The sequence below is a fragment of the Pseudomonas sp. MF6776 genome (genome assembly GCF_016613125.1).
Classification (GTDB): Bacteria; Pseudomonadota; Gammaproteobacteria; order Pseudomonadales; family Pseudomonadaceae; genus Aquipseudomonas; species Aquipseudomonas iridis.
The window spans coordinates 164082-184262 of the sequence record NZ_JAENSQ010000010.1 but is presented as its reverse complement, the minus strand read 5'-3'; the positions used below and the strand labels follow the sequence as shown (position 1 = coordinate 184262).

At 57.8% G+C, this 20181-nt stretch carries 29 protein-coding genes; 1 reads left to right on the top strand and 28 read right to left on the bottom strand.

Features of this window, described 5'->3' with window-relative positions:
• Window positions 1-10 precede the first annotated feature (10 nt).
• The 6 genes from JJD74_RS14320 to JJD74_RS14295 form a co-directional block, all read right to left on the bottom strand.
• Window positions 11-310: a hypothetical protein gene (locus JJD74_RS14320; RefSeq protein ID WP_200614871.1), complete on the bottom strand. Its 300-nt coding sequence runs from the start codon at window positions 308-310 to the stop codon at window positions 11-13.
• Window positions 307-4254, bottom strand: a complete 3948-nt coding sequence (locus JJD74_RS14315; protein ID WP_200614869.1) for a phage tail tape measure protein — start codon at window positions 4252-4254, stop codon at window positions 307-309. The genes JJD74_RS14320 and JJD74_RS14315 overlap by 4 nt, the downstream gene beginning before the upstream one ends.
• A gap of 57 nt (window positions 4255-4311) precedes the next feature.
• On the bottom strand, window positions 4312-4707 hold the full coding sequence (locus JJD74_RS14310) for a hypothetical protein (RefSeq protein ID WP_200614859.1): 396 nt from the start codon (window positions 4705-4707) through the stop codon (window positions 4312-4314).
• Between the two features lie 110 nt (window positions 4708-4817).
• Window positions 4818-5330: a KilA-N domain-containing protein gene (locus tag JJD74_RS14305; RefSeq protein WP_108183175.1), complete on the bottom strand. Its 513-nt coding sequence runs from the start codon at window positions 5328-5330 to the stop codon at window positions 4818-4820.
• Window positions 5327-6244 (bottom strand): Rha family transcriptional regulator, encoded by a 918-nt coding sequence (locus JJD74_RS14300; protein WP_200614857.1) that lies wholly within the window; start codon window positions 6242-6244, stop codon window positions 5327-5329. Before JJD74_RS14300 ends, JJD74_RS14305 begins: the two co-directional genes overlap by 4 nt.
• Before the next feature lie 65 nt (window positions 6245-6309).
• On the bottom strand, window positions 6310-6483 hold the full coding sequence (locus tag JJD74_RS14295; RefSeq protein WP_170042746.1) for a hypothetical protein: 174 nt from the start codon (window positions 6481-6483) through the stop codon (window positions 6310-6312).
• Window positions 6484-6605: 122 nt separating this feature from the next.
• On the opposite strand from JJD74_RS14295, the gene JJD74_RS14290 reads away from it, so the two are divergent.
• On the top strand, window positions 6606-6989 hold the full coding sequence (locus JJD74_RS14290) for an Arc family DNA-binding protein (RefSeq protein WP_108183177.1): 384 nt from the start codon (window positions 6606-6608) through the stop codon (window positions 6987-6989).
• A gap of 449 nt (window positions 6990-7438) precedes the next feature.
• On the opposite strand, the gene JJD74_RS14285 is transcribed toward JJD74_RS14290, so the two are convergent.
• The 22 genes from JJD74_RS14285 to JJD74_RS14180 form a co-directional block, all read right to left on the bottom strand.
• Window positions 7439-7651: a hypothetical protein gene (locus JJD74_RS14285; RefSeq protein WP_200614854.1), complete on the bottom strand. Its 213-nt coding sequence runs from the start codon at window positions 7649-7651 to the stop codon at window positions 7439-7441.
• Between the two features lie 47 nt (window positions 7652-7698).
• Entirely contained in the window at window positions 7699-8214 is a 516-nt protein-coding gene (locus tag JJD74_RS14280) for a hypothetical protein (RefSeq protein ID WP_200614852.1), read from the bottom strand.
• Window positions 8215-8262: 48 nt separating this feature from the next.
• Entirely contained in the window at window positions 8263-9192 is a 930-nt protein-coding gene (locus JJD74_RS14275) for a phage tail tube protein (RefSeq protein WP_200614849.1), read from the bottom strand.
• Window positions 9193-9261: 69 nt separating this feature from the next.
• Window positions 9262-9945 (bottom strand): phage tail tip fiber protein, encoded by a 684-nt coding sequence (locus JJD74_RS14270; protein WP_234451741.1) that lies wholly within the window; start codon window positions 9943-9945, stop codon window positions 9262-9264.
• 18 nt (window positions 9946-9963) lie between these two features.
• Entirely contained in the window at window positions 9964-10359 is a 396-nt protein-coding gene (locus tag JJD74_RS14265; RefSeq protein WP_200614846.1) for a phage tail terminator-like protein, read from the bottom strand.
• Window positions 10356-10736, bottom strand: coding sequence for a hypothetical protein (locus tag JJD74_RS14260; protein WP_108183182.1), 381 nt, complete (start codon window positions 10734-10736; stop codon window positions 10356-10358). Before JJD74_RS14260 ends, JJD74_RS14265 begins: the two co-directional genes overlap by 4 nt.
• A gap of 2 nt (window positions 10737-10738) precedes the next feature.
• Window positions 10739-11104: a hypothetical protein gene (locus JJD74_RS14255; RefSeq protein WP_054898879.1), complete on the bottom strand. Its 366-nt coding sequence runs from the start codon at window positions 11102-11104 to the stop codon at window positions 10739-10741.
• Window positions 11105-11106: 2 nt separating this feature from the next.
• Window positions 11107-11484 carry a hypothetical protein gene (locus tag JJD74_RS14250; RefSeq protein ID WP_200614844.1) on the bottom strand — a complete coding sequence of 126 codons (378 nt, stop codon included), beginning with the start codon at window positions 11482-11484 and terminating at the stop codon, window positions 11107-11109.
• Between the two features lie 3 nt (window positions 11485-11487).
• On the bottom strand, window positions 11488-11754 hold the full coding sequence (locus tag JJD74_RS14245) for a hypothetical protein (protein ID WP_200614842.1): 267 nt from the start codon (window positions 11752-11754) through the stop codon (window positions 11488-11490).
• 49 nt (window positions 11755-11803) lie between these two features.
• Window positions 11804-12772 (bottom strand): major capsid protein, encoded by a 969-nt coding sequence (locus JJD74_RS14240; RefSeq protein ID WP_200614840.1) that lies wholly within the window; start codon window positions 12770-12772, stop codon window positions 11804-11806.
• A 9-nt stretch (window positions 12773-12781) separates the two neighbouring features.
• Window positions 12782-13528: a DUF6651 domain-containing protein gene (locus JJD74_RS14235; RefSeq protein WP_200614838.1), complete on the bottom strand. Its 747-nt coding sequence runs from the start codon at window positions 13526-13528 to the stop codon at window positions 12782-12784.
• A gap of 104 nt (window positions 13529-13632) precedes the next feature.
• A complete protein-coding gene (locus JJD74_RS14230; RefSeq protein WP_200614836.1) occupies window positions 13633-13896 on the bottom strand; it encodes a hypothetical protein in 264 nt (87 codons plus the stop codon).
• A 43-nt stretch (window positions 13897-13939) separates the two neighbouring features.
• Window positions 13940-14998, bottom strand: a complete 1059-nt coding sequence (locus JJD74_RS14225) for a phage minor head protein (protein ID WP_200614833.1) — start codon at window positions 14996-14998, stop codon at window positions 13940-13942.
• A gap of 3 nt (window positions 14999-15001) precedes the next feature.
• Window positions 15002-16378 (bottom strand): DUF4055 domain-containing protein, encoded by a 1377-nt coding sequence (locus JJD74_RS14220; RefSeq protein ID WP_200614831.1) that lies wholly within the window; start codon window positions 16376-16378, stop codon window positions 15002-15004.
• A 2-nt stretch (window positions 16379-16380) separates the two neighbouring features.
• Window positions 16381-17655 carry a terminase large subunit domain-containing protein gene (locus JJD74_RS14215; RefSeq protein ID WP_325166990.1) on the bottom strand — a complete coding sequence of 425 codons (1275 nt, stop codon included), beginning with the start codon at window positions 17653-17655 and terminating at the stop codon, window positions 16381-16383.
• Window positions 17609-18130 carry an HGGxSTG domain-containing protein gene (locus tag JJD74_RS14210; RefSeq protein ID WP_200614829.1) on the bottom strand — a complete coding sequence of 174 codons (522 nt, stop codon included), beginning with the start codon at window positions 18128-18130 and terminating at the stop codon, window positions 17609-17611. The genes JJD74_RS14215 and JJD74_RS14210 overlap by 47 nt, the downstream gene beginning before the upstream one ends.
• Window positions 18131-18250: 120 nt before the next feature.
• Window positions 18251-18499: a hypothetical protein gene (locus JJD74_RS14205; protein WP_200614827.1), complete on the bottom strand. Its 249-nt coding sequence runs from the start codon at window positions 18497-18499 to the stop codon at window positions 18251-18253.
• Entirely contained in the window at window positions 18496-18687 is a 192-nt protein-coding gene (locus tag JJD74_RS14200) for a hypothetical protein (protein ID WP_200614825.1), read from the bottom strand. The genes JJD74_RS14205 and JJD74_RS14200 overlap by 4 nt, the downstream gene beginning before the upstream one ends.
• Window positions 18688-18740: 53 nt before the next feature.
• Window positions 18741-18923 (bottom strand): hypothetical protein, encoded by a 183-nt coding sequence (locus JJD74_RS14195; protein ID WP_234451754.1) that lies wholly within the window; start codon window positions 18921-18923, stop codon window positions 18741-18743.
• Window positions 18883-19269, bottom strand: a complete 387-nt coding sequence (locus tag JJD74_RS14190) for a hypothetical protein (protein ID WP_200614823.1) — start codon at window positions 19267-19269, stop codon at window positions 18883-18885. The genes JJD74_RS14195 and JJD74_RS14190 overlap by 41 nt, the downstream gene beginning before the upstream one ends.
• A complete protein-coding gene (locus JJD74_RS14185) occupies window positions 19266-19580 on the bottom strand; it encodes a phage holin, lambda family (protein ID WP_200614821.1) in 315 nt (104 codons plus the stop codon). The genes JJD74_RS14190 and JJD74_RS14185 overlap by 4 nt, the downstream gene beginning before the upstream one ends.
• Window positions 19581-19915: 335 nt before the next feature.
• Complete coding sequence (locus JJD74_RS14180; protein ID WP_155418732.1) at window positions 19916-20080, bottom strand: hypothetical protein; 165 nt, start codon at window positions 20078-20080, stop codon at window positions 19916-19918.
• Window positions 20081-20181 lie beyond the last annotated feature (101 nt).

Genomic DNA, 20181 nt, shown 5'->3' with positions numbered 1-20181 from the left:
GAGAAACGGGTTAAGGCTTGCGGATCTTGCTTAAGGAGCCGCCCGGTCCCAGCACCTCAGAAAATGATTGCTCGTAACCGGCGCGCATATTGCGAGTGCAAATTTCAATGATCTCACCGATATCTGGGCCGACCTCATCGCCGCAGTGCAGAACGGCCGTGATTCGGCCCACGATCTCAGCGTGCAGTTTCATGCGCTCACGCCAAAGGTGAGGAGACGAGTCTTGGTCTATCCCCTTGAATATCACCGGTGATATAGCCTTGGTGATCACATCCAGCAGCTCGGGGACATCCAGATCGGAAACTTTCATCGATTTCTCCTTATCAGTTGCATTGCCGGCCCGTTCTGTTTGAGGTCACGCAGCATCATTTCGTACGCCCCTTTCATGCCGCGATTCGCGCCATCATCTGCAGCCTGCTTCAGCTGCTCGGCGGTGTTTGAATCGGGGTTTCCTTGGAAATAGAAGTTCTGCTCAATGGGTGGAAGGCTCATCGACGCAGAAGACGTAGCTGCTCTTGAAGTAGATGCCCCGCCACCAACGTAGCCACCGTCAGCATAGCCCTTGGTGTTCGCGTTCATGCGTTCGAGGAACTCCCGAGCACCTGGCTGGCTCACCGCCTCCTTGCGGACAACGAACTCGCCACCGTGCACGACGCCTTTCGGTTCGAACTTGCCGCCGTCACCGGTATAGCCGCCGTCGGAGAAACCGAACTTCGAGCTGTATCCGGCTGCCGATGCACCGAGAGTGGAGGACGTTGCGCCAGCCGAACCAGCGGCGAGACCATTGCCGGCAGCAGCGCCACCGGCGGTCAGCCCGCTGAAGATCGTTCCGAAGATGCCCACCGCCGCCTGCCTCACCTGGATCCGGATCAGGTCGGCGATGATGCCGTCGGCCAGATCCTTGAACGACAGCTTCCCGGTTTTCACGAAATTTACGATCGAGTCTTCCATGTTGCTGAAGGCATTGGTGAATAGCGATTTGCTTTGGCCGGCCACATCAGCAGCTTGCTCGGCATAGTTCTGAAATGCCGACCTTGCACCGTTCGACCAGTCGGCTTGAGCCTTATCCACTTTGGCCCAGCCATTCACCATGATTGCGACCTGCTGCGGGAATAGCTCCTCGGTGATATTGATCTGATCCTGTAAATCCTTGCGCTGCTGGTCAGTTGACGCCCTGGCAAGCTTGGTACGCAGATCAAGGATTCGGTCGTTGTGATCGCTTTCAAGCTTCAATCGCTCCGAGGCTCGTTGTGCCTCCTCGGTTCCCTGCCCAATAGCAGCAGCTGCCTGGTTGGCAGCTTCCTGCTGGGTTTGGAGTTGCTTCTGAATCTGCAATCGATACTGTTCGGCCTGACTCAGCTCGCCACTTTTTTCAATAACTGCGGCGTAATCCTTTGATGCCTGGCCCAGGGCAACACCATACTGCTCCTGCGTGATCTTCCCTTTCGAAAGGGCAAGCTGCAGTTTCTCCTGTGCCTCGGTCAGATCTCGAACAGCCTGTGCTGCCGGGTCTGCCTTTTTGTAGAGGGCATCGAAGGCGGTCAATGCGGCGTTCAGCTCACCTTTTTCGCTAGGACCCTTGGGGGTTTTTGTTGCCTTGTTTGGCGTGGTGCCGGCCAAAATTTGCGCCATTTGCTCTTCGGCAAGTTGCTGAGGCGTTTTCCGCGGGGTAGCCGGTGCGGCTGGAGCGGTACCGCCATTTGTCAGCAGCCCATAGCCACTGAGCCCTTGCTTTTGCTGATCAACCAGCAGCAGATTGCGACCTGCAGTCAGGTTAATCGACTTGTCGATGATCCGCTGCATTGCGTTGACTTGCCGGGCCGAACTTTCTTCGGCCGCTTTGGCGGTATCGCTCAGGGCTTTCTTTTGCGCGGCAGCCGTATCCTCAGCGGCCTGCATGGCGGTGTAGCTCGCCACCAGCAGAACCTTCAGTCGCTCCTGCTCGACTTTGTTGTTCTCCTTGACCGCGTCCTGATACTTATTGAGCAGGTCGGTCTGCGCTGCGATGGCCTTGGCTTGCTCTTGCTGCGACGAATTGGCACCCATCTTGATTGCGGTGTATGCGGCCTCAGCCGCTGCGTTTGCTCCAACCAGGTCGCGCGTCTTGGTCAGTTGCTCAATGTACTTGTCCCACGCCTGTGCGCTAGCGCCATTAGCCTTGCTGGTAGCATCTTGCGATACGGCCATTTTGCCATTGTTGGCTGACACGTCCTGCGTGAGCTTGTTTACGGTTTGCAGTCGCTCGGCATAACCATTTGCCGATTGAATGTTGGTGTCGTAGATGGCTGCGATCCCTTCCAGGGAAGACTTAAATCCTCCTGAGATGCCCTGCGTCGCCTGAAGCCATACGGTCACGTCGTCCAGGGTTTTCTGCCCAGACTTCACTTGCGCAATCATGCTCGACAAGGTTGCCAGGTCGGACACTCGCGCCGAGCCGACGGAGGTGATCGCGTTCTCGGCGATATTTGCGTACTTGCTGGCAGCAGCCGAAGCATCATCCAATGCCGCCTGCTGTGCCTCTGCCCACTTTGAAACCTGATTTCGCTGCTGGGCAGCGGTCAGGCTGTCGAACTTCTTGACCGTCTCGTCAATCGCAAGATGCTGATCAATAAGTGACTCGGTCGCCTTATCTGTTCCTGACGCTAGATAAATCATTCCGCCAGCTACTGCGGCCAATCCAAGCGTAACCGCCCCAATTGGCCCACCCAGCGCCGACAAAGCAAGCGATCCTGCGGTGCGAGCTACAACACCCCGCTGCTCTGCCGCATTCAGCGCATTCTGCGCGCTAGCCTGGGCAGTCAGAATAGCTGCGCCCTCAGTCCGCGCAGCATTGAGCGCCACAGTTTGCTGACCAACAACAGCGCCAGTCGCAAGCTCTGCCTGTCGAGCTACCGACAGCCGCGCCTCTGCAGCTGTTAGCTGAGTGGTAATCGCGGCTTCGGCGGCACGTATCTCGGCGAGACGGGTATGTGATGCGGCAAGCCCTGTGTTGTTAATTTGTGCCTGCATCCGCTGGACTTCAAGCTGTCGATCAGCCGCTAGCTGCGCTGCTACCGCCCTCAGCCGCTTAACGCTTGAAATTTCAGATTGCGTAGCCGCCATTGCCTCGCTTCGGGCGTAGATGGCTCTAGCCAGCCCGGCCTCACTAGAGGCCACAACTACGCTTTGAATGGCAACAGCTTCGGAGGCAGCCGCCATCTCTGAGCGTTTCGCCGTGACAATCTGCTGATTGGCTGCCGACACGTCGCTATACCGAGCCTTAACCGCCAGATAAAGCGAGCTGACAAGGCCTGCACCTACCTTCGCTGCATATGCGCCAGTGATGACCATTAGCGCATCGGTATTGGAAACCACCGTTTTCAGCCCATCACCGCCGACAGCAACGACATTGCCGAGGCCGGTCGCGATGGACTGAATGCCATCGATGACTTCTGGTTTCGACAGAGAGTCGGCCAACGCATCAACCGAACTGATAAGCGGATTTATGTCGATCTGCCCGACAGCAGCAAGGAAGTTGTTTTTCAGTGCGGTCGATGCCTGCTCAAACCGGCGCGGCATGCGATCAAGCTCCGAGTTCAGCGACGTCAGAGACTTGAGAAGCGCATTGGTAACAACCTCAGCAGTGATCTTGCCGTCGGCAGCCATCTGGCGAATCTGGCCGTTGGTGACGCCCAGGTACTCGGCCAGCGCACGGGTGATGCGCGGCCCCTGCTCCATAACTGAGTTCAGTTCCTCGCCGCGAAGCGTGCCAGAAGCCAAGCCCTGGGACAGCTGAATCGCAGCGTTCGACGCTTCCTGCATGGTAGCGCCGGAAATTACGAACGCCTTGTTGATAGCATCGGTTACGCCAAGCAACTGCTCCGTGGTGTAGCCAGCACCTCGAGTCGCGTTAGCTAAGCGGGTGTATAGCGAAACAGTCGACTCCAGCGAGCTGCCGGTGTTGTTCGCCATCGTCAGCAGCTTTTGGAAAGAATCGCTCGCTACCGAAGTCGACGAACTTACTAGGGCCAAGGAGCCCTGCATGGATTTGAAAGCATCGGTCAGGCGGATGATTTCGCCGACAACTCGGCCGGCTCCAAGAGCAGCAAAGGCAGCACCGGCTGCGCGAGCTGCCGAGCCAGCCCCAGACATGGAGTTGGCAGCCTGATCACCAACCACAACAAGGTTGTTCAGGGTAATACGAAGCTGTTCACCATTACGCTGTGCCTGCCGCGAATCGATGATGATATCCAGGCGGCTGGATTGCTGGGTCATGGCCTTTCTCCGGGCGTAAAAAAACCCGCACTTGGCGGGCTTTGAAATATTTGGCTGTTACTTGAAAAGTACGATCATCATTATGAATATAAACACTAAGCCTATTACCAAGCTGTAAACCTGCGTACTGGTAAATTCATTTTGAAGGGCTTGCTGATTGATTTCCGCAGTTTTTCTAATAGTTTCTGCGGTGTTTCTGTTGATTTCAGCTACGTTGTCCATGGTTTTCTGAATGCATGCGTTGACCTCCTCGGCATGCATCGATAGGAATCTATTCTGACTCTCAATATCCCAGTTGGAGATCATGCTGCTTATGGCGTCCTTCTGATCAATTTCAAGCTGATATCCATTTGCTCCGTCTCTCACAGCATTGCCTATTTCCTCGTAATTACGCTCCGCCAGCCCCCTAACATCGGATCGAGTAAAGTCAACCGTTAAAAACTCCGTTCTCATCTTGCCGGCGCTCCCTGAATTTTTTATCAGATTACCAACACACCAACTCTGAGTCCAAAACTCTTGAAGCACCAAAACCCCGAAGGTGCGGGGCAATTCAGTTAAGGGGGTCAGGCTACATCGAGGCCAAGCGTGAGCTGCAATTGGTCTCGCCAGTAATCAACGTCATGTACGAGCTTCGGCTTTTTCCAGCGAAACCTTGAAAGCTCTTTCCCGCTGAGGCTGGCAATGCTCTGCGCGTCATTTAAGGCTTTGCATGCACGGTCAAATTGTTGCTTCTCGTTGAGCTCGCCACGAAGAAGCGCATCGATATGCAGGTCTGCCCAGACAGCGAAGTCATCATCCAGCCAACGGGCAAATGCCACCGCGAGCTTTGGATGCAGCCAAGTACCGGCACGACCGCGAACCCGTGACGCCTCGACCATTTTGAAGTCCGAATTGCGGACATCAAACCCGAGGTGGCGAGAAAGCGCCGCCATGTAGTTTTTCGTACTGGCAAGCTCTAGCCACTTGATTGGCTTCTTCCCGTAACGCGCTGCCACTTCAGTGGCATTGATCCAGCCGTCACTGTTAAAGCTGACGGCCTGCCCCTCGTAATGAAATGGGATAATTGCTGAATTCACGCCGCCGCCCTCCCTTTAGGGGTATCCACCGCGTAACGCTGCGGCTCCTCAACCACTCGCGCCATGCCTGTTACGAATGAGGCGAACTCGCGTAGCTTGTTGCGATACGTCCGGAGCTCCCACCATGCACCCTGGATATCAAATCCAGCCTCTCCCAGATCCCATAGAAGCCTTTCAAGCGGCGTGGCGTCCCCGTGAATATCACGTAAGTCATGCATCGTCACATCCAGCCACGCTTGCTCGCTGTTGCGGATCGTCAGCATCCCCTCGCGGCGCGCAGCTAGTGCTTCAATTGGATAGTGGATTTTCAAATCCGGCTTGGCCTCTTCCTTGCCGATGTACTCGCCCTCAATGGCATAGCTCGCAACAAAATTGCAGGCCGCGTCCATTTGGTCGGAGGGGATCAGCTCCATGCGCGGAACATCGAAGCGAGCATGAAGTGCTGAAGCGAGTTTGGCTGTGGCGCTGCGCTGATGCTCGGCATGCAGCTTGGCTACACGGCAGCGCATGACGTTGCTGAGCGTCCTCGCGCCTTCTGCACCCAGCGCCTCGGAAACAGCTTTGGCAACGAGACTCTTGCTCGACAGCCCCAGTTGGGCCGCCATCCAGTTGAAAGCAGCAATGTAACCCTCCTTGATAGCGGCTGCTTTCTTGCCGGTGAAACTCATCACCAGGAACATGAAACCGTCCTTGGTCATTTCGAAGGCTTCATAGGTGTTGCTGCGATGCTCAAACTGAACCGACGAAAAGTTGTCGGTTAAAAATTGAGCAGAACACTCAAGCGCTCGGACCTTGGCAATAACGTGGTTGTGGAGCTTTTCAAATGCTTCAGCGACCTGCCGAGTTGAGGTGAATACCTCGCCATTGCGGGCTTCCACAAATTTGCGCATGTCAACTACTGTGTTAGTATTCATCTCGTGAACTCCGTCGAAAGTTTTCACACTTGAAGCCCTGGCCTGTACGCCGGGGCTTCTTCGTTTTAGGCTACCGCCTGCTTGCTCTGCTGTTCCCGCCACTTGAAACCCTCCTCAATCAAAAGCCCGAGCTCAGCATTGAGGCTTCGGCGATTCGTGTGCGCCTCCTGCTTTGCCTTCCCCTTGAGTTGTTCTGCGATCCGTAGGCTGTACGGTGCAACCTGGTGCGCGTCTTTCATGATTGCCTCCTTAGTTTGTGGACTCATATTAACTCAGATAAAAATAGAGTCAAGTAGGATCATTGAGCCTAATTGAGTCATTGCGCATACTGCCCGCATTGCAAAACCACCCCGAGCAATTCATGACTGACCGCCACCAGATTTCCCCGTACCCAATTCGGATGCCTGCCGAGTTGAGAGATCAGCTTGAGGAGAGCGCACGCAAAGGCTCGCGCTCACTGCATGCCGAGATCATCTCCAGACTCACCACCAGCTTCTCGCCTCGAACTCTAGATGAGGTTGAAGTGGCAAAGGCTGATGAACTGGACAGGGAAATAGCCAGGCTTAGCATGGAAAGCTCGAAATACAGTCGCGCGCTGGATTTACTCATGACCAAGGCCAAGGCAGCCGCCGGCACCGAAGACGAAGACAGTTTCGGCCCTCAGATACTTGAAGTGGCGGAGGCTCTCGGCAGAACCGAGCGCGAGAAGTTCCAGGCCATGATGCGCCGGGAAATGCTCGACTAAAGGATTCCCCAGTCCTTTGCCTGCAAGCCCAAGGACTGGGAGAGCGCCAATCTCGGCGCGTTTATGACCTGGAGGTCGGTATGAGCAGCTTTGAGGGAGCCCTGATTAACCATAGGGGCGTCACGTTTGCAGTCGTTATCGTAAAGCACCACTACACATCGTCATCTAGCGCAGCGCAGCCGGTCCGCGAATCGTTCCAGCCGCACTTTCCAGGAGTGCCCGTTGTTCTGGCGTCACAAGATTCGCGGGGAACCTTCCGGTATCACGGTCGGCAAGATCTGGCCAAACTCCTTGCAGGACTTCAGCCTTCGCAGATTCCATGGCGCAAATACCACACGTAACTGAGACCATTTCGAACTCGGCTCCCGTAGGCGTGAATATGTTCATTTTTGCTCCTGCGGGATGTCCCGCGCTGTGGTTAATCTTCATCACAAGCCGAGCACCCGCGATCACTTGGGCATTGAGCTTTCCTGCTGCTCTGCCCATCTTTTGCGGAAATCGTCATCAAGGGCGAATATCACTGCGTCAAACTCTTCGCGGGAATATCGCTCACCGTAGGCTGCCAGGTAATCACTCAGATCCCGAACAGAGAGAGGTGCCGGAACACCGCTCATGCCGACATACTGCCGGCCCCGACTGATCACGTAATAGGCTTCCAGCATATCGGTGGTTGGACCGTCCAGCTCTGGCGGCTCAGGGATGTAAACCCTCAGCTTTTCGTGGACTTCTCTTTTGCGCTCGTTTTCCGGGCCCGCCCACTCGGCTGCCCAGCGGTAGGCGGCAAGGGCTTTTCCACTGTTTCGGCAACCTGCTCCTTGTGACGTAGGGCGATGTCATTGGCAGCATTCAGCGCGAGGAAGTAAACCTCTGGCATCTGCTCGATCAAAACAACGCCGCGCTCCGGGGTATACGGCGCAGGTGCGTCTGGATCTTCTGCCTCTGCAACACCCTCCCAGTCGAGGATCAGGTGCTTGCATGCCAGCTCAACGAAAAGAATATCTGGATCTGGTATTTCAACCGATGACTTCTTGAGGATGTCGAACTCTTCAGTTCCTACGCCCATCTGGCGCGAGGCGAATTCAAGGTGTCGCTGAATCTGGCGGTAGTCGCTGGTGTAGCCTGGTCGAGCGGACGATCCGATCTGCAGGCGCAGGCCGGGGGCCGGCTCGATCCATCGCGTAGACACCGCATCGAGCGGATCTTTCTTTTTCAAAATAAAGGACATTCTGTACCCCAGCAACGAGGCCCTTTCAGGCCTCTGCATTATTAGCGGTTAAGGCGTAACAGCAGGCACGCGAGTAATCGTTGGCGGGATGCGTCGGGCCGAAACAGCCAGCTCCACCTCAATGATGTCGGTCGCACCACCGTCCGGCCAACTGCCTACCGCTTCCATTTCTGGCAGCAGCACCGTGTAAGCACCGTCAGCATTCTCGAGCGTGAAGCTCATGGCTACCGATTCGCCGGTACGCTGTTTGCGGTACAGGGCGTAGGAAGCGGCAGACCAGGCCACGGTGACGCTACCGGAGGCGCTGAAGGTTGTCGGGATAATGCTGCCGGCGAACGCATCACCCGAGCCCAAGCAGCGCTGCGTCTGGACTGCGTTATCGAAGGTCAGCGACATTGCGCTGATGCAGGTACCGTTAGCTGCCGAGGCGGCGACACCATCCAGGGTCAATGCGGTGAAGTTCTTGAAGTTGAATCGAGGGCCGTCCGGCTCCGCAGCGGCAGCACTGAAGAAGCTGGTGCCATCGGCCTTGTCTTCCCAGTCAGTCGCCGAAAACGTGGTGTCAATGGTGACATCGTTGTCGGTGCCGAAGGTGAAGGCCATCGATGCCACTTGTGCGCCGCGAGCAACTGACGCAACGGTCACATCGCTCGCGTAGGAGGCGATCGAGTAGCTGATGCGCTGATTACCCATGGTCAGAGAGTCAGCGGTCCAGCGCGCGCCGAAGCACGACTCCAGGAAATCATCGACTGCGCCGCCGTAGCGCCACTTCATACCGATCGCGCCAGCCACATCAACCGTGGTCGGCGTGGTGCCCTGACTCATTCGAGTCGAGCCAATTTCGTTGTTTTCTGCGGTGTTCTGGGTTGGGCCGATACCGAACGAGGTACGGATCAGCTCTTTCCAGCCAGTTGCGGGCGTGATGCCCTGGGTTACTTCTTCAACATAGGCCGTGGCGACCTTTGCTCCTGACGACATGGGTATGTCTCCTTTCTGCGGGCATAAAAAAACCCGCGCTTGGCGGGATTGGCTGGATCGAAGGGGAGTTTATTTCTTGCCGAACCCGGCAGGTCCGCCGCCGCACATGCAATTGATGCTGAATCTGTCAGCGCTTACCAAAAACTGCGAACCGATACCCAGTCCGACACCGGCGGCAACGTATTGCCCTTGCTCATTGACCTGCATCTTCAAAGACCACTGGGGGGCGAGCTTGGCCTTGATCGTGGAATCCTTGATTGACGTCTCGCTCACGAAAACAACGCCATCAACTACCACGAAGGGCTCTGGCTTCTCTGGCTTTTCCTGATTGCCGATGCGGCAGCGAACTGCGCCATCGGTAGTGATAGTCAGGACGCCATTGACCACCGAGGCTCGCGTACCGGAAGACTTCGCCTTCTCTGCACGATCCTGCGCCTCTTCCGAGGTCTCTCGCCGAACATAGGTTAGCGTGGTGCGGTAGTCCGATCCGTCGCGATCAAACGAGAAGTCTTCGGTCGTAAACTCTGCGCTTTCTCGGTACTTGACCGGGATCTTCGACAACTCGGCGCCGATGAAGGCATAACGCTCCATCGCATTGGCTGGAAGTTCACGATCAGGCCACTGACCGGCAGTTATCGTGACCAGTTTTGGTTGCGGCGACTCGATTCCGGGACCAGCGATATTCAGCTCAAACGATCCTTCATTTTCATACTTCCAACCGGATACGCCCGGCACGTAATCATGGCTTTGCATTGATGCTCTCCAGCGACCTCAGTAGGCGCGATAGGGAATTTTAACGTTGACCTGATACCAACCGTTGCCGTCATCGCCAAGGGTTGCGGCCGAGGCAGCGAAACACTCGAAACCGCTCTCGCTGAAGAATTCGAAGTGCTGCACCAGCGTATCGGCAGCCCGAGTGATGGCGAGCGTACCCTTGTAGCTGGGTACAAACAGTTGAATGATGATGATCCCGGTTCGCTGCACGCATGGCGACAGGCCGACTTCTGGCGTAGAGGACAGGCCAGGAACGTCGGCCAGCCTTGCCCAAATCGGCTTCCCGGACGGGTCGAATATCGCGTTGTTCGGGAAGTCGACGCTCGCCGCCGGGATGCCGGTCCATTGCGTCATGCGCGTGGTGACGATGTTCCGGATCTGCTCGAAGGTCATTGGTTGGCCCTCGCCACGCTGTTGAATGCCGCGCCGAACATGCCGACCGGTGCCTGTTTCGAGTGGCCATCTTCAAGGCGCTCGATATATGGCAAATTGTTCTGCAAATAAACAACCGTATACGGCTCAAGGCCACTCAGGCGCGTCACGCCCTCCAGGATCGTCGCTCCTCCGTCCTTATCAAAACGATCCAAGACCTGATAGACAGGAGAGCCAATGCTGATCTGGTTATTCGCTCTTGCGCGACCATAATCAACCGGCGTCCTCATAACCACCTCGTTCAGGCACTGAATCGCGATGGTCCTGACCTTCTTCGACAAGTCCTTCTCTACCACCCCCATAAACAGGCTCGGCGGGATGCTCCAGCCTCTTGCCATGCTCAAGCCCTCCGCAGGTGAAGCTGGTACGTCGCGCCAGTTGGATCGGGAAGAACCAGGTGGACGAGAAAGTTTTCAGTGCCGGCGCTGATGGTGTGGCCTACGTCCGGCACGGCGTCTATCTCGTTGCTGAGGATGACGCACTTCGCATCACCCACCTTGATGTTGATCCCGTCGATGCGCTCGACCTTGAAGCCGGTGATAACGCCCCGACCTGTGTAGGTGATCGTTTCAGCCGTGGTTTCTTCGGTGACCGGGTCAAAGACGCCGGGGCCGTTGTAGCTGCCGACGATCTGGCTCACTGCATCTTCCAGCTTTCCGTCAAACGCCTTGGACAGTTTGGTCTGAAGCTTGTCCTTCATGCCCATGCTCAGCCCCTCACCATCGGGATGGAGTTGGTGCCATTGACCCATGGATAGATAAGCGCCATGGCGAAGCTCTCCCCGGAAGACAGCGCGACAGATCCCTGAATGTAGGTTTCGCTTACAGAGACGCCGCCACCAGCCGATACCGTCTCGCTGATGGTCTCGCGCTCGACAGCCTTATATAGGGAGCCCGTCGCGGCGATTTTCGCAACTTGGGCGCCGGCCTGCTTGATCTCGGCCGGTACTTCGGCGGGAACAGGACGCTTAATCTTGCTGGTCAGCCAGGCATTGGCCTGCATCACAGACAGAACCGGATCACCGGCACCCGCCCAGCCCGACCCCAGCAATGTGTCAACGTCTGCAACAGTGATGAAGTCGGTCATGGGTTATTCCTGGACGGCCTTGTCGAGCAGTTCAGCAAGAGACTGCTTGTTGGACGAGGCTTCGAACTCAATGCCCTTTTCGGTCAGCGCAGCTTTGATCTGGTCGACGTTCAGGCCTTTTGAAGGGCGGTCGACCTTTTTGATCGGCTCGGGATGCTCGTACTCATCCGGTGCGAACTTGGCGTCGATGATCTTGTAGCCCTTCTGACGCAGCTCAGCCTTGCGCTCAGCGGTGACCGGGTGTTTCTCGTAAATGACTTTTTCGTCCATGGTGGACTCCTGACATGTAGGTCAGGCGACCCGAAGGCCGCCGTCCCGATTACTGAGCGGCATCGCCGATGGTGATAACGCCAGCCGAGGCCTTGATGCTGTTCGCAACCAGATCCCAGTTGGTGCCAGTGGCCAGTTCGGCGCTGGTTGGCGACTTGCCGCCGTTGGCGGTGTCCCAGGTGTAGCCCTTGAGGCCCATGCCGAAGGTGTAATCCGCCTGCATGGTGGTCTCGATGCGCTCCTTGCCGTTGGAGGTCTCGATGTTGGTGATCAGGTCAGAGCCATCCATCACCATCGCAGCGCCGTCAGCCAGGCTCAGCACCTTTTGCTTGTTCGGGGTGCCCGCCTCGTACAGAGCTGCGGCGTCGGTAATGATCACCGCCTTACCCAGGATGTCGACCACCTGCACGCCGCTGAAGGTGAACAGCTTCTCGGCGTTAACCAGGTTCTTTCCGATCAGCTTGTGGTACATGGCGCCGGTCATTACCTGGGCAATGAGACGCTGCGAAGCATCACCGAACAGCGCATGGGCGTTGTTGATGGCGACGTAGTCCACGCCGAGAGTGGCGGAAACGTCGTTGGTGGCGGTTGGCTGGTTGCCAATGGCGGCGACCAGGGCGGCGATGGCGGTGTTCAGCTGGTCCGACATGATAGCTTCGGACAGGTTGCGGCTGATCACTTCCAGGGCTTCTTCAGGGTTTTTCTGAACCCACGACAGCTGCGAAGGCTCCCACAGGATCGGACCGAAGCCGCCTGCGATCTTCACCGAGTCGTACTGCTTCTGGGTCAGCGGGGTTGCAGCCTGCGCGCCGTTGGCGGCATAGCGGTCAACACGGCGCTGAGCGCTGTGCAGGCCAGCCCAGAACGACTCTTGCAGGAAGTCTCCGTCGATACCTTGAGTGGTCAGGCGGATGGAGCCAGCGGAGGCGGCGTTGAATTTCTCAACGTCCTGCGCCAGGGTTTCGATGGTGGTTTTCTTGAGGTACTCGTTGAATACCTTCATGTTCGACAGGGACATAGTTGCTCCTTAACTTGTTGCGGTCATGGCCTTAATGGCTGCTACGCGATCTGCTTTGCTGCCGCCAAAGTCGCCCTTGGCGCCGGAATTTCCGCCATCACCGCCCTGAGCGCCGCCGCCGTTGGCGTTGGAACTCTTCAGGATGTGGTCGCGGTGCGGGTACTGCGAAACAAGTGTCTCGATGGCTTCGTCGAAGTCGGCCAGTTCGCCCGGACGGGAGCGGCTGAAAATCTTCTGGCCCTGACCGTCATAAGCGACGACCTTGCCTTCCTCGATCTTCAGGTTCTTGCCGAAAGTGGCTTGAACCATATCCACTGGCACGGCCAGCTTGTCGGCGATGTACTTCGAGCGGGCGAAACTGCCTCCGATCTTCTCGGCATACAGCTGCTGCTCAAAGGTCTGCACCTTGCCGTTGGCTTCATCCAGCTGGGTTTGGAAGGCCTTGCTGATTTCGCCCTTCACCTTCTCGATCTCACCGGCATCCACCAGTTTTTTAGCATCGAGATTGGAGACAGTCTCCAGCGCCTTGCGGGCTGCAGCTGGGTCGTCGATACCTTCGAAGGTCTTTACCAGCCCCTCGGCAGTCTCGGCGCGAGTGCGGTGCGATTTGGCCTCGGCGTTCAGCCGGGTGATGGTGTCGCGGGTGCCCACGGCATCGAACGCAATGTCCTTGCCGTCGTCACCAGTGAATACGGGCTTCCCATCCAGGACTTCCGCGTATTGCTTGCCATCCACTTCAACGATCTTGAGCTTCATTGTTTCTCCTAGCAGGCCATCCGGCCCAGTGCGCCCCGCTCATCCGAACAGACAGGCAATAAAAAGCCCCGGCGTGTGCCAGGGCTGAATGATTTGGTTTGTGGTTACTTGATACGCTTGCCGCTGATCACTTCACCGAGCGACAGGCCCCCGCGAACCCGGATAGAGTCGATTCCGTTAGCCTTGTCGCGGGCAACTAGAGCATCAGCAACTAAGTCAGCCTGATCGCCATTTGGGTACTCGCCGATCTGCGCGCACGATTGCCCGCAACCTCGAGGGCCGTCGCCGACGACGTCGTCCGTCTCGCTGACGAACATGGTCACGATGTGGCGTGTAACCGGGAGAACTTTGTATTCAATGGTCTTCATGGAGCCTCCAGCCTGCGCACAGGCCAAGTTGTGGGGTTGTTCGTTACAGTCCTGCTCGGCCGAATGCCTCTGGCACCATCTGCCGAAGCTGATCCAGCGTGCGCGGCTTGAAGTTGTTGCCGATCTGCAGTTCAGAGAACTGCTCAGGCGTCATACCGCCATCGCGGAACAGCTTCGCCCTGGACTTGCCGATGACCGCATCCTGGAAGGCGGCCGGCTGCGTCTTGATCCACTCGTAATAGGTGGTGTCGGCCTTGACCTGGCCGTTCATGCTCGATCGGTCAGCCAGCGCGCCAAGCGACGGCGCATCCTTGAGCAGCAGAATGAAGCTAGTCCGGCAGCGAACATGGAACGGAGGCCGCGGACCTTCATCCAGTGCGTATTCGGTGCCATCTGCAGCCCGGCAATAAGCGGTCGTGCGGCCGTCCAGTGTGGCGATGATCTTCACGCCCTGCAGGATGTCGCTGTTCTGTTTGGCGAACTGATTGCGCGCTTGGCTGGCGACGTGCTGAACCGCGGTGCGTGTTACGGCATCGGCGTTGCGGCTGGTGATGGCCAGCAGGCCGTCCGCATACTTCATATCCTTGGTGCCGCGCAGCGTGCGGATGATCTCGGAGTTAGTCTTGCCCTCGAACCATCCTTGCCGGATCGCCCCAGTGACGCGGGATCGCTCCGATTTGCTCCAGTCTTCAATGAAGGGAGCCAGCAGCTTGCCGCCGTCTGCACCCTTTACCCCAAGCGGCGACTTGAAGGCCGCTGTCTTGAGCGTTGAGAGCGCAGGAATAGTCGCGGTATAGCTTGGCGCCAGCGCGCCAATCACGGCCGCCTCAGCGCTCGCCTGCCAGGTCGCAACATCCATCAGATCAAGCTGCATCTGATCGGTGTATTCAGTCAGGATCCCACCCAGGGCGTCATCGACCTGCTTGAGCATTTCCTCGAGGCGGGCACGCTTGAACTCGGTCAGCTCCGACCCACCCAACTGCTCGCGCAATGAACGATCGATCTGTCGCAGGAACGGGGCGAACTTCTCGACCTCGCTGGACTTGAGGCTTTCCAGCAGCACCGCATTGCGGATCGTGTCGCTGATCTGATCGATACCCATGGGTTAATCGTCCAGGCTCACGCCTTTGCTTGGTTGAGTTTGTATGCGGGCGAACTCCTTCGGCCAGTCCAGTTCGTCGCTGATGGCGCCACGGCGCTGCATTTCGGAGTAGAGCGTTTCGTCGCTGAGCTTTCCGGAGTTGGCCATGCTGATCAGGTTGGGCAGGGACACTTCGGGCGCGAAGTCGCTGTCGAAGTTGCCGCGCATTTCGACGTGGCCACCGTCACCCAGGCTGCCGTAATCGGCCAGGATCTGGAGCAGCTGCGCGACACAGTCAGCGAACTGACCAGCCAGGCGAGCCAGCGGGGACAATTCCTGCGCTGCCTCCTCGTTGGCCTGTGCCGCCGTCTTCACGGCCTGTTTGTCCTTCTGGAGCAGCTTGGCCCCGGCCATACGCATGTCATCGACCAGATCGTTCAGCGAGTCTCGCCCGGCAGTGATCGCGGCACCGGTATGCTCGACGTACTTGGCGTTGCCGTCCTTCGGCATGCGGGTTGCACTGGCCGAACTGATGGTCAGCTGGAATTCTTCGTTGTCGGTGAACACGAAAAGCAGCGGGACGCGGGCAACGTGCAGCAAGTTGTCCTGGTCGCTCTGTGACTGCCAGTGCTTGACGTTCAGGTGAGCCAGTTCGAGCAGTGGCGGCTTGGCCGTCATCGGCCCGGTGCGGCCCGTGTAGAACGTCACCCATGGAATGTAGGTGAGGCTGGTCGAGCCCTGATCGTTTTGCTCCCATGCGCCGCCATTCTCGGCCTTTCGATAGGTGCGCCAGCTACCAGGCTCCAGCACGCGGACCTGATCCACGCACTTGACGCCGAAGTCACCGTCTGCAACCTCGACCGACTCCATGTATCGAACCTGCATCAGCTTGCCGCCGTCGAAGCGCCAGCCGAGCACCTGGCCCGGCTTGATGATGACAGCATAAGGGCGAACCCCTGCGGCTTGCTCCTCTGCGATGGTCTTGTACAGCTTGTTACCCTCAGCATCGAGGGTGGGCTGATGCTCGATCATTGCGTGACACAGGCCCTTAGCCAGAGACTCGCGGAACCACTCGACCGACCACGAATTGAGGTCATTGCCGCCAAGGTCGATGTCGGCCGAAAGCAGCTTGATCGGCTCAGGAATATCCTCGCCCAGCTGAAGGGGCTCAGCGAATACGCGGGAAGTGCTGCTGGCCACCGTCTCGGCGTAGGCCGGGAGCAGTGTGGATAGCGCCAGGCGATCCTTGTAGGTGTCGTCGGCTTCAGCTGGGTATTGCGGTAGCAGTTTGGTGCCGGCCGCACGCATTGCCTGGGTTCCACCCATCAGCGGGTCAACAATGTCCCAATAGCCTTGCATGCGGTCGACCGCCGGCAATTTTGCACTTGGGTCACTGCTCATATTCAAATTCTCAGGGATGTAGTGGTGGTTGGTGCGGGCTTGACGATCGGATACAGGAAGGCAAGCGGGTAACCGGCTGCGTCGTTCAAGTGGTCAATGCCGCTCGACTTGTCCGGCATGCCGTTCTTGTCGTAGGACTGCTGTTCAAGCCCGTCAGTCAGGTGCGGACAGCGATTCGTGTTGACCTTCAGCCGACGCTCGCCCTTTCCATTCAGGATCAGCGCATTCACGGCGTTCACGCGGTCTGCGATGGCCGGGTTTGTCGAGTTGACGCGAATAGAAAATCCGGCCGACCTGAGAATGCTCAAGTCAGACTCGCTGGCGTTCTTGCTACTGGAGTTTTGGCCCGAGGCATCGGGGAATATTTGGATCGGGTGGCCTTTGTCCTTGTACTGAGCCTTTATCAGCTCAGCCATGTAGGGCGTATCCCGACCATCGGTGATCTCGGCCACCGCCACGGGATGACCGTCACGCTGGACATAGACCACGCCGCTCATCTTCAAACGGTTAAAGTCCATGCCGATCAGCAGCGGCTCTCGGTCGCGCTCGACCTCATCCGTGTGATTCAGCTTTCGGCAGAAGTCCGGGTAGACACTGCCGCTGTTCAAGTTGGTGAACTTGCCCTCGATGTAAGCGGCAATCAGTGCCGGCGGATAGCTGTCTCTCAGGGAGTCGACGTAGTCCTCGGGCAGGAATGGATTCGTGTAGGTGGCTGCCTGAACCATCCGGTAGCCCGGCTTCGGGTTGCGCCCCCAGGTATCGAACACGAACCGGAAGCCTTCAGGAGTGGTGTAGGCCGACACCCGATTGAGCGGGTCAGCTCCTTCAGGCTGCTGACGATTCCGCGCAATGATCTTCTGCCAGGCCAGTCGCGCCTGATCCTTTTTGAGCGTGTCGATCTCATCGACGTGCGCCCGGTAGGACTGATAGCCGACGATACGGGCCGGATTCTCCAGGGTACGAAGCACGAAGTCACCACACTGGCCGGAGCTGGTGTAGATGATGTTCTCTTGCTTGTTGTACTTGTACCGGATACCCATGTCGGAGAGCTTCTCTTCCATGCGCGGGGCAAGGATGAGGCGCACCAAGTCATAGGTCGGCTCGTACAGCGCGATAAGGGCGCTAGACGACTCCAGGGCGTCACGAATGGCGCAGTTTGCTAGCGTTTCGGTCTTGCCCGTGCCGAAGCCACCAACGAACGCCGGGTACTTGTCTCTCAGCTCGTAGAACTCAAGCTGAGGCTCCGTCATCTGGAGCTTTAGGGTTCTGCCTGCCACGGACCACCTCAATTTCAATTCGGGCCACAGGCAGTTGCTCGGGCGGATTCGCCTTGAGCAGTTCGGCGCGGGTACGCTCCAGGCTCTCGATGCGAGCAGTCAGACGATCAATCAGACTGGAATAGTCCCGAACCTTGCTGGTCGTTGTTGTTCCGCCGTGCTCGCCCGTCTCCAGCTTCTCGCTGTCGATCTCCAGCTCATTGCCGAACTCGCTCTCGCGGCCCAAGGCACGCATAAGCCGAATGCGCGTCAGGCGCAGCTCATCGTCGACCTTGCCCAGCTCAATGCTGGCCAGCATGTCGTTCTCGGCATCAGTCAGGAACTGGCTGTAGATCGATCCAGGCTTGGCGGCGTGCTTGTTGCCCTTGTTGGCTTTGGCCGAACCGCCACCGTGTAACTTGCACCGCGAGGAACCCGGAACAGCGTGTCTCTTGCATGGTTCCCCGCCGCGCGTCTTAGCGCCGCACTGGGCCATGGGCGGACCTCATTCATGGGGTGTTTTCGCAGAACGATTCATTGAACGTCGTTCGAACGTCATTCAACGGTCATTCGGTATCTCGTCAGCGCACTCAGCGAATGCGCTCAGGGGATACGGTCAGTCGCTATCCAGCAACACATCAATCAGCTTCTGCTCACCCAGGCGCATTGCACCCAGGCATTGCAGGTCGTCGCACTTAGGGCCGAGCCCGAACACAGTCACCTGACCTTTCGGGCCGATCAGAGTCAAGGCGCCTACAGTGCATTCCGGATGGACACCAGCATCGAGGTCGTCAGCGATCTTGCGCAGGGTCTTGGCAGCGTCGCGCCATCCCTCGCGCTTGAAGTCGATCAGCTTGGCGGTCATGCCTTCACCATTTCGTGCGTCTGGGCGTGAGCCTTTCCGTGGAGGATTGCTACCACCAGACCTTGGGGCAAGCCGGCAGATTTGGCAGCATCGATTGCCTTGGCGACGGCAGTGTCCAGATCGACCACAGCCTTGTTGATGTCCGCGCTCAGCGGCAGCGCATGGTGCAGCCTGGTCACATTCGTCATTGATCACTCCGGTGTCGCGACACAATTTGCACTATCGCGAAACGTGTCGCGACCTACTTGCTCTGACTGCGCTTGATCTGCGCGTCCACCTGATCTGCGCAGGTGTCGAGCAGGTTGATGGCTTGGTTCTTCAATTCCCACAGCTGACCGTTGTCGGCGAGGTCTTCATCAGCTACCCGCTCACATGACACCAGCTCAGGGGGTTCGACTCTTACTGCCGTTGTCTTTGTTACCAGTGGCGGCTTTCCCGCGCAGGCCGTCAGGCAGAGGCTGAGCAGCCCAATCACGAACAGGCTTGCTGTTGCGTTTGAGTTCTTCAAAGTTCTTCTCCGCCTTTCTGGCTTTGGCCTGGCTGGCCTGTAACCGCTTGTTCAGGTCTTTCTGGTAATCGGCGTTGCGCTGGGCTTCGGCGCGGAGTGTGGTGATCGTGGCCTGGCTTTCGAGGTTGGCGTCGACCGCCTTCTTCTTCTCGCTGGCTTCGAATGCCACCTCCCCGCGTAGAGCGACGACGCGCGACTGCTGGATCCCGATGAGGAGCAGGCCGACCAGGGCGATGATGATTGCAGCAGCGAAGGCCTTCATGGGGCATCCGCCTTGCGACCGAGGAAGCGGGTCACCAGCTCGCGAATGGCTGTCACGCCGAGGAACCCAATAGTCCCTCCAGCAGCAACCGACAAACTGGAAGGCCAGGCCATCCACTCGATAATGCTGGACGCGACCAAGCTCAGCGAACCACAGATCAGCGCCTCGAACACAATCCGGCGCTTACTGGTTTCCTTCGCGTCGTACATGACTCGAAGCAACGATACGGTGATGGACATGATCACGCCCTGCCAGAGCGGATTGCTCAACGCCAGCCAGATCTTGGCCCATGTGTCTGGCTTGTCAGGCATGTTTGGCATCCGGGTTGCCTCCCTCTCGGGGAGATTGATAAATCCGGCGTCCGCTGCACTCCCAGCTCGGAGCAATGGGTGTGGGGAGCCGAAAACGAAAAAAGCCCCTGCGAATGCAGAGGCCCTGAATAGGTGCGCTCGTCTTTCCGAGCTGTCGGCCAAAGGCCTTCTCAACGTCGACGCCCCTTTGCATCGATCTCGCTGATCCAGTCTCGCGCCACCTCGCAGCATTGTGAGGTCAGGGTGCGCGGGCTGCCGGCGCTGATTCCGTACGTCGCACTATCCGGCTATCGACGTCCAGGCCTTCCCGAGGGCTGTCCTGGCTACAGGTGAAACTACAGATTCTTTTTGTGGATGCGCCAACCTATGGCGACACCGGGATGCAGATACTCGCCGGTGCGAGGATGGCGCGAGAAGTCAGTCTCGCCAACTTGGCGTGCGACCGCCTCCCAAGCCGTTCTGGCGCGATCTAGCAGATTGCTTTTGGCTTTCAGCTTCATGCGCTTCTCCAGAAGTTTGAATTCGAGGCAATAAAAAACCCGGCGCGGTGGCCGGGTTTCGAAGTTGTCGTGCGCTGGAGGTAAGTTGCGCAGTGTGGGAA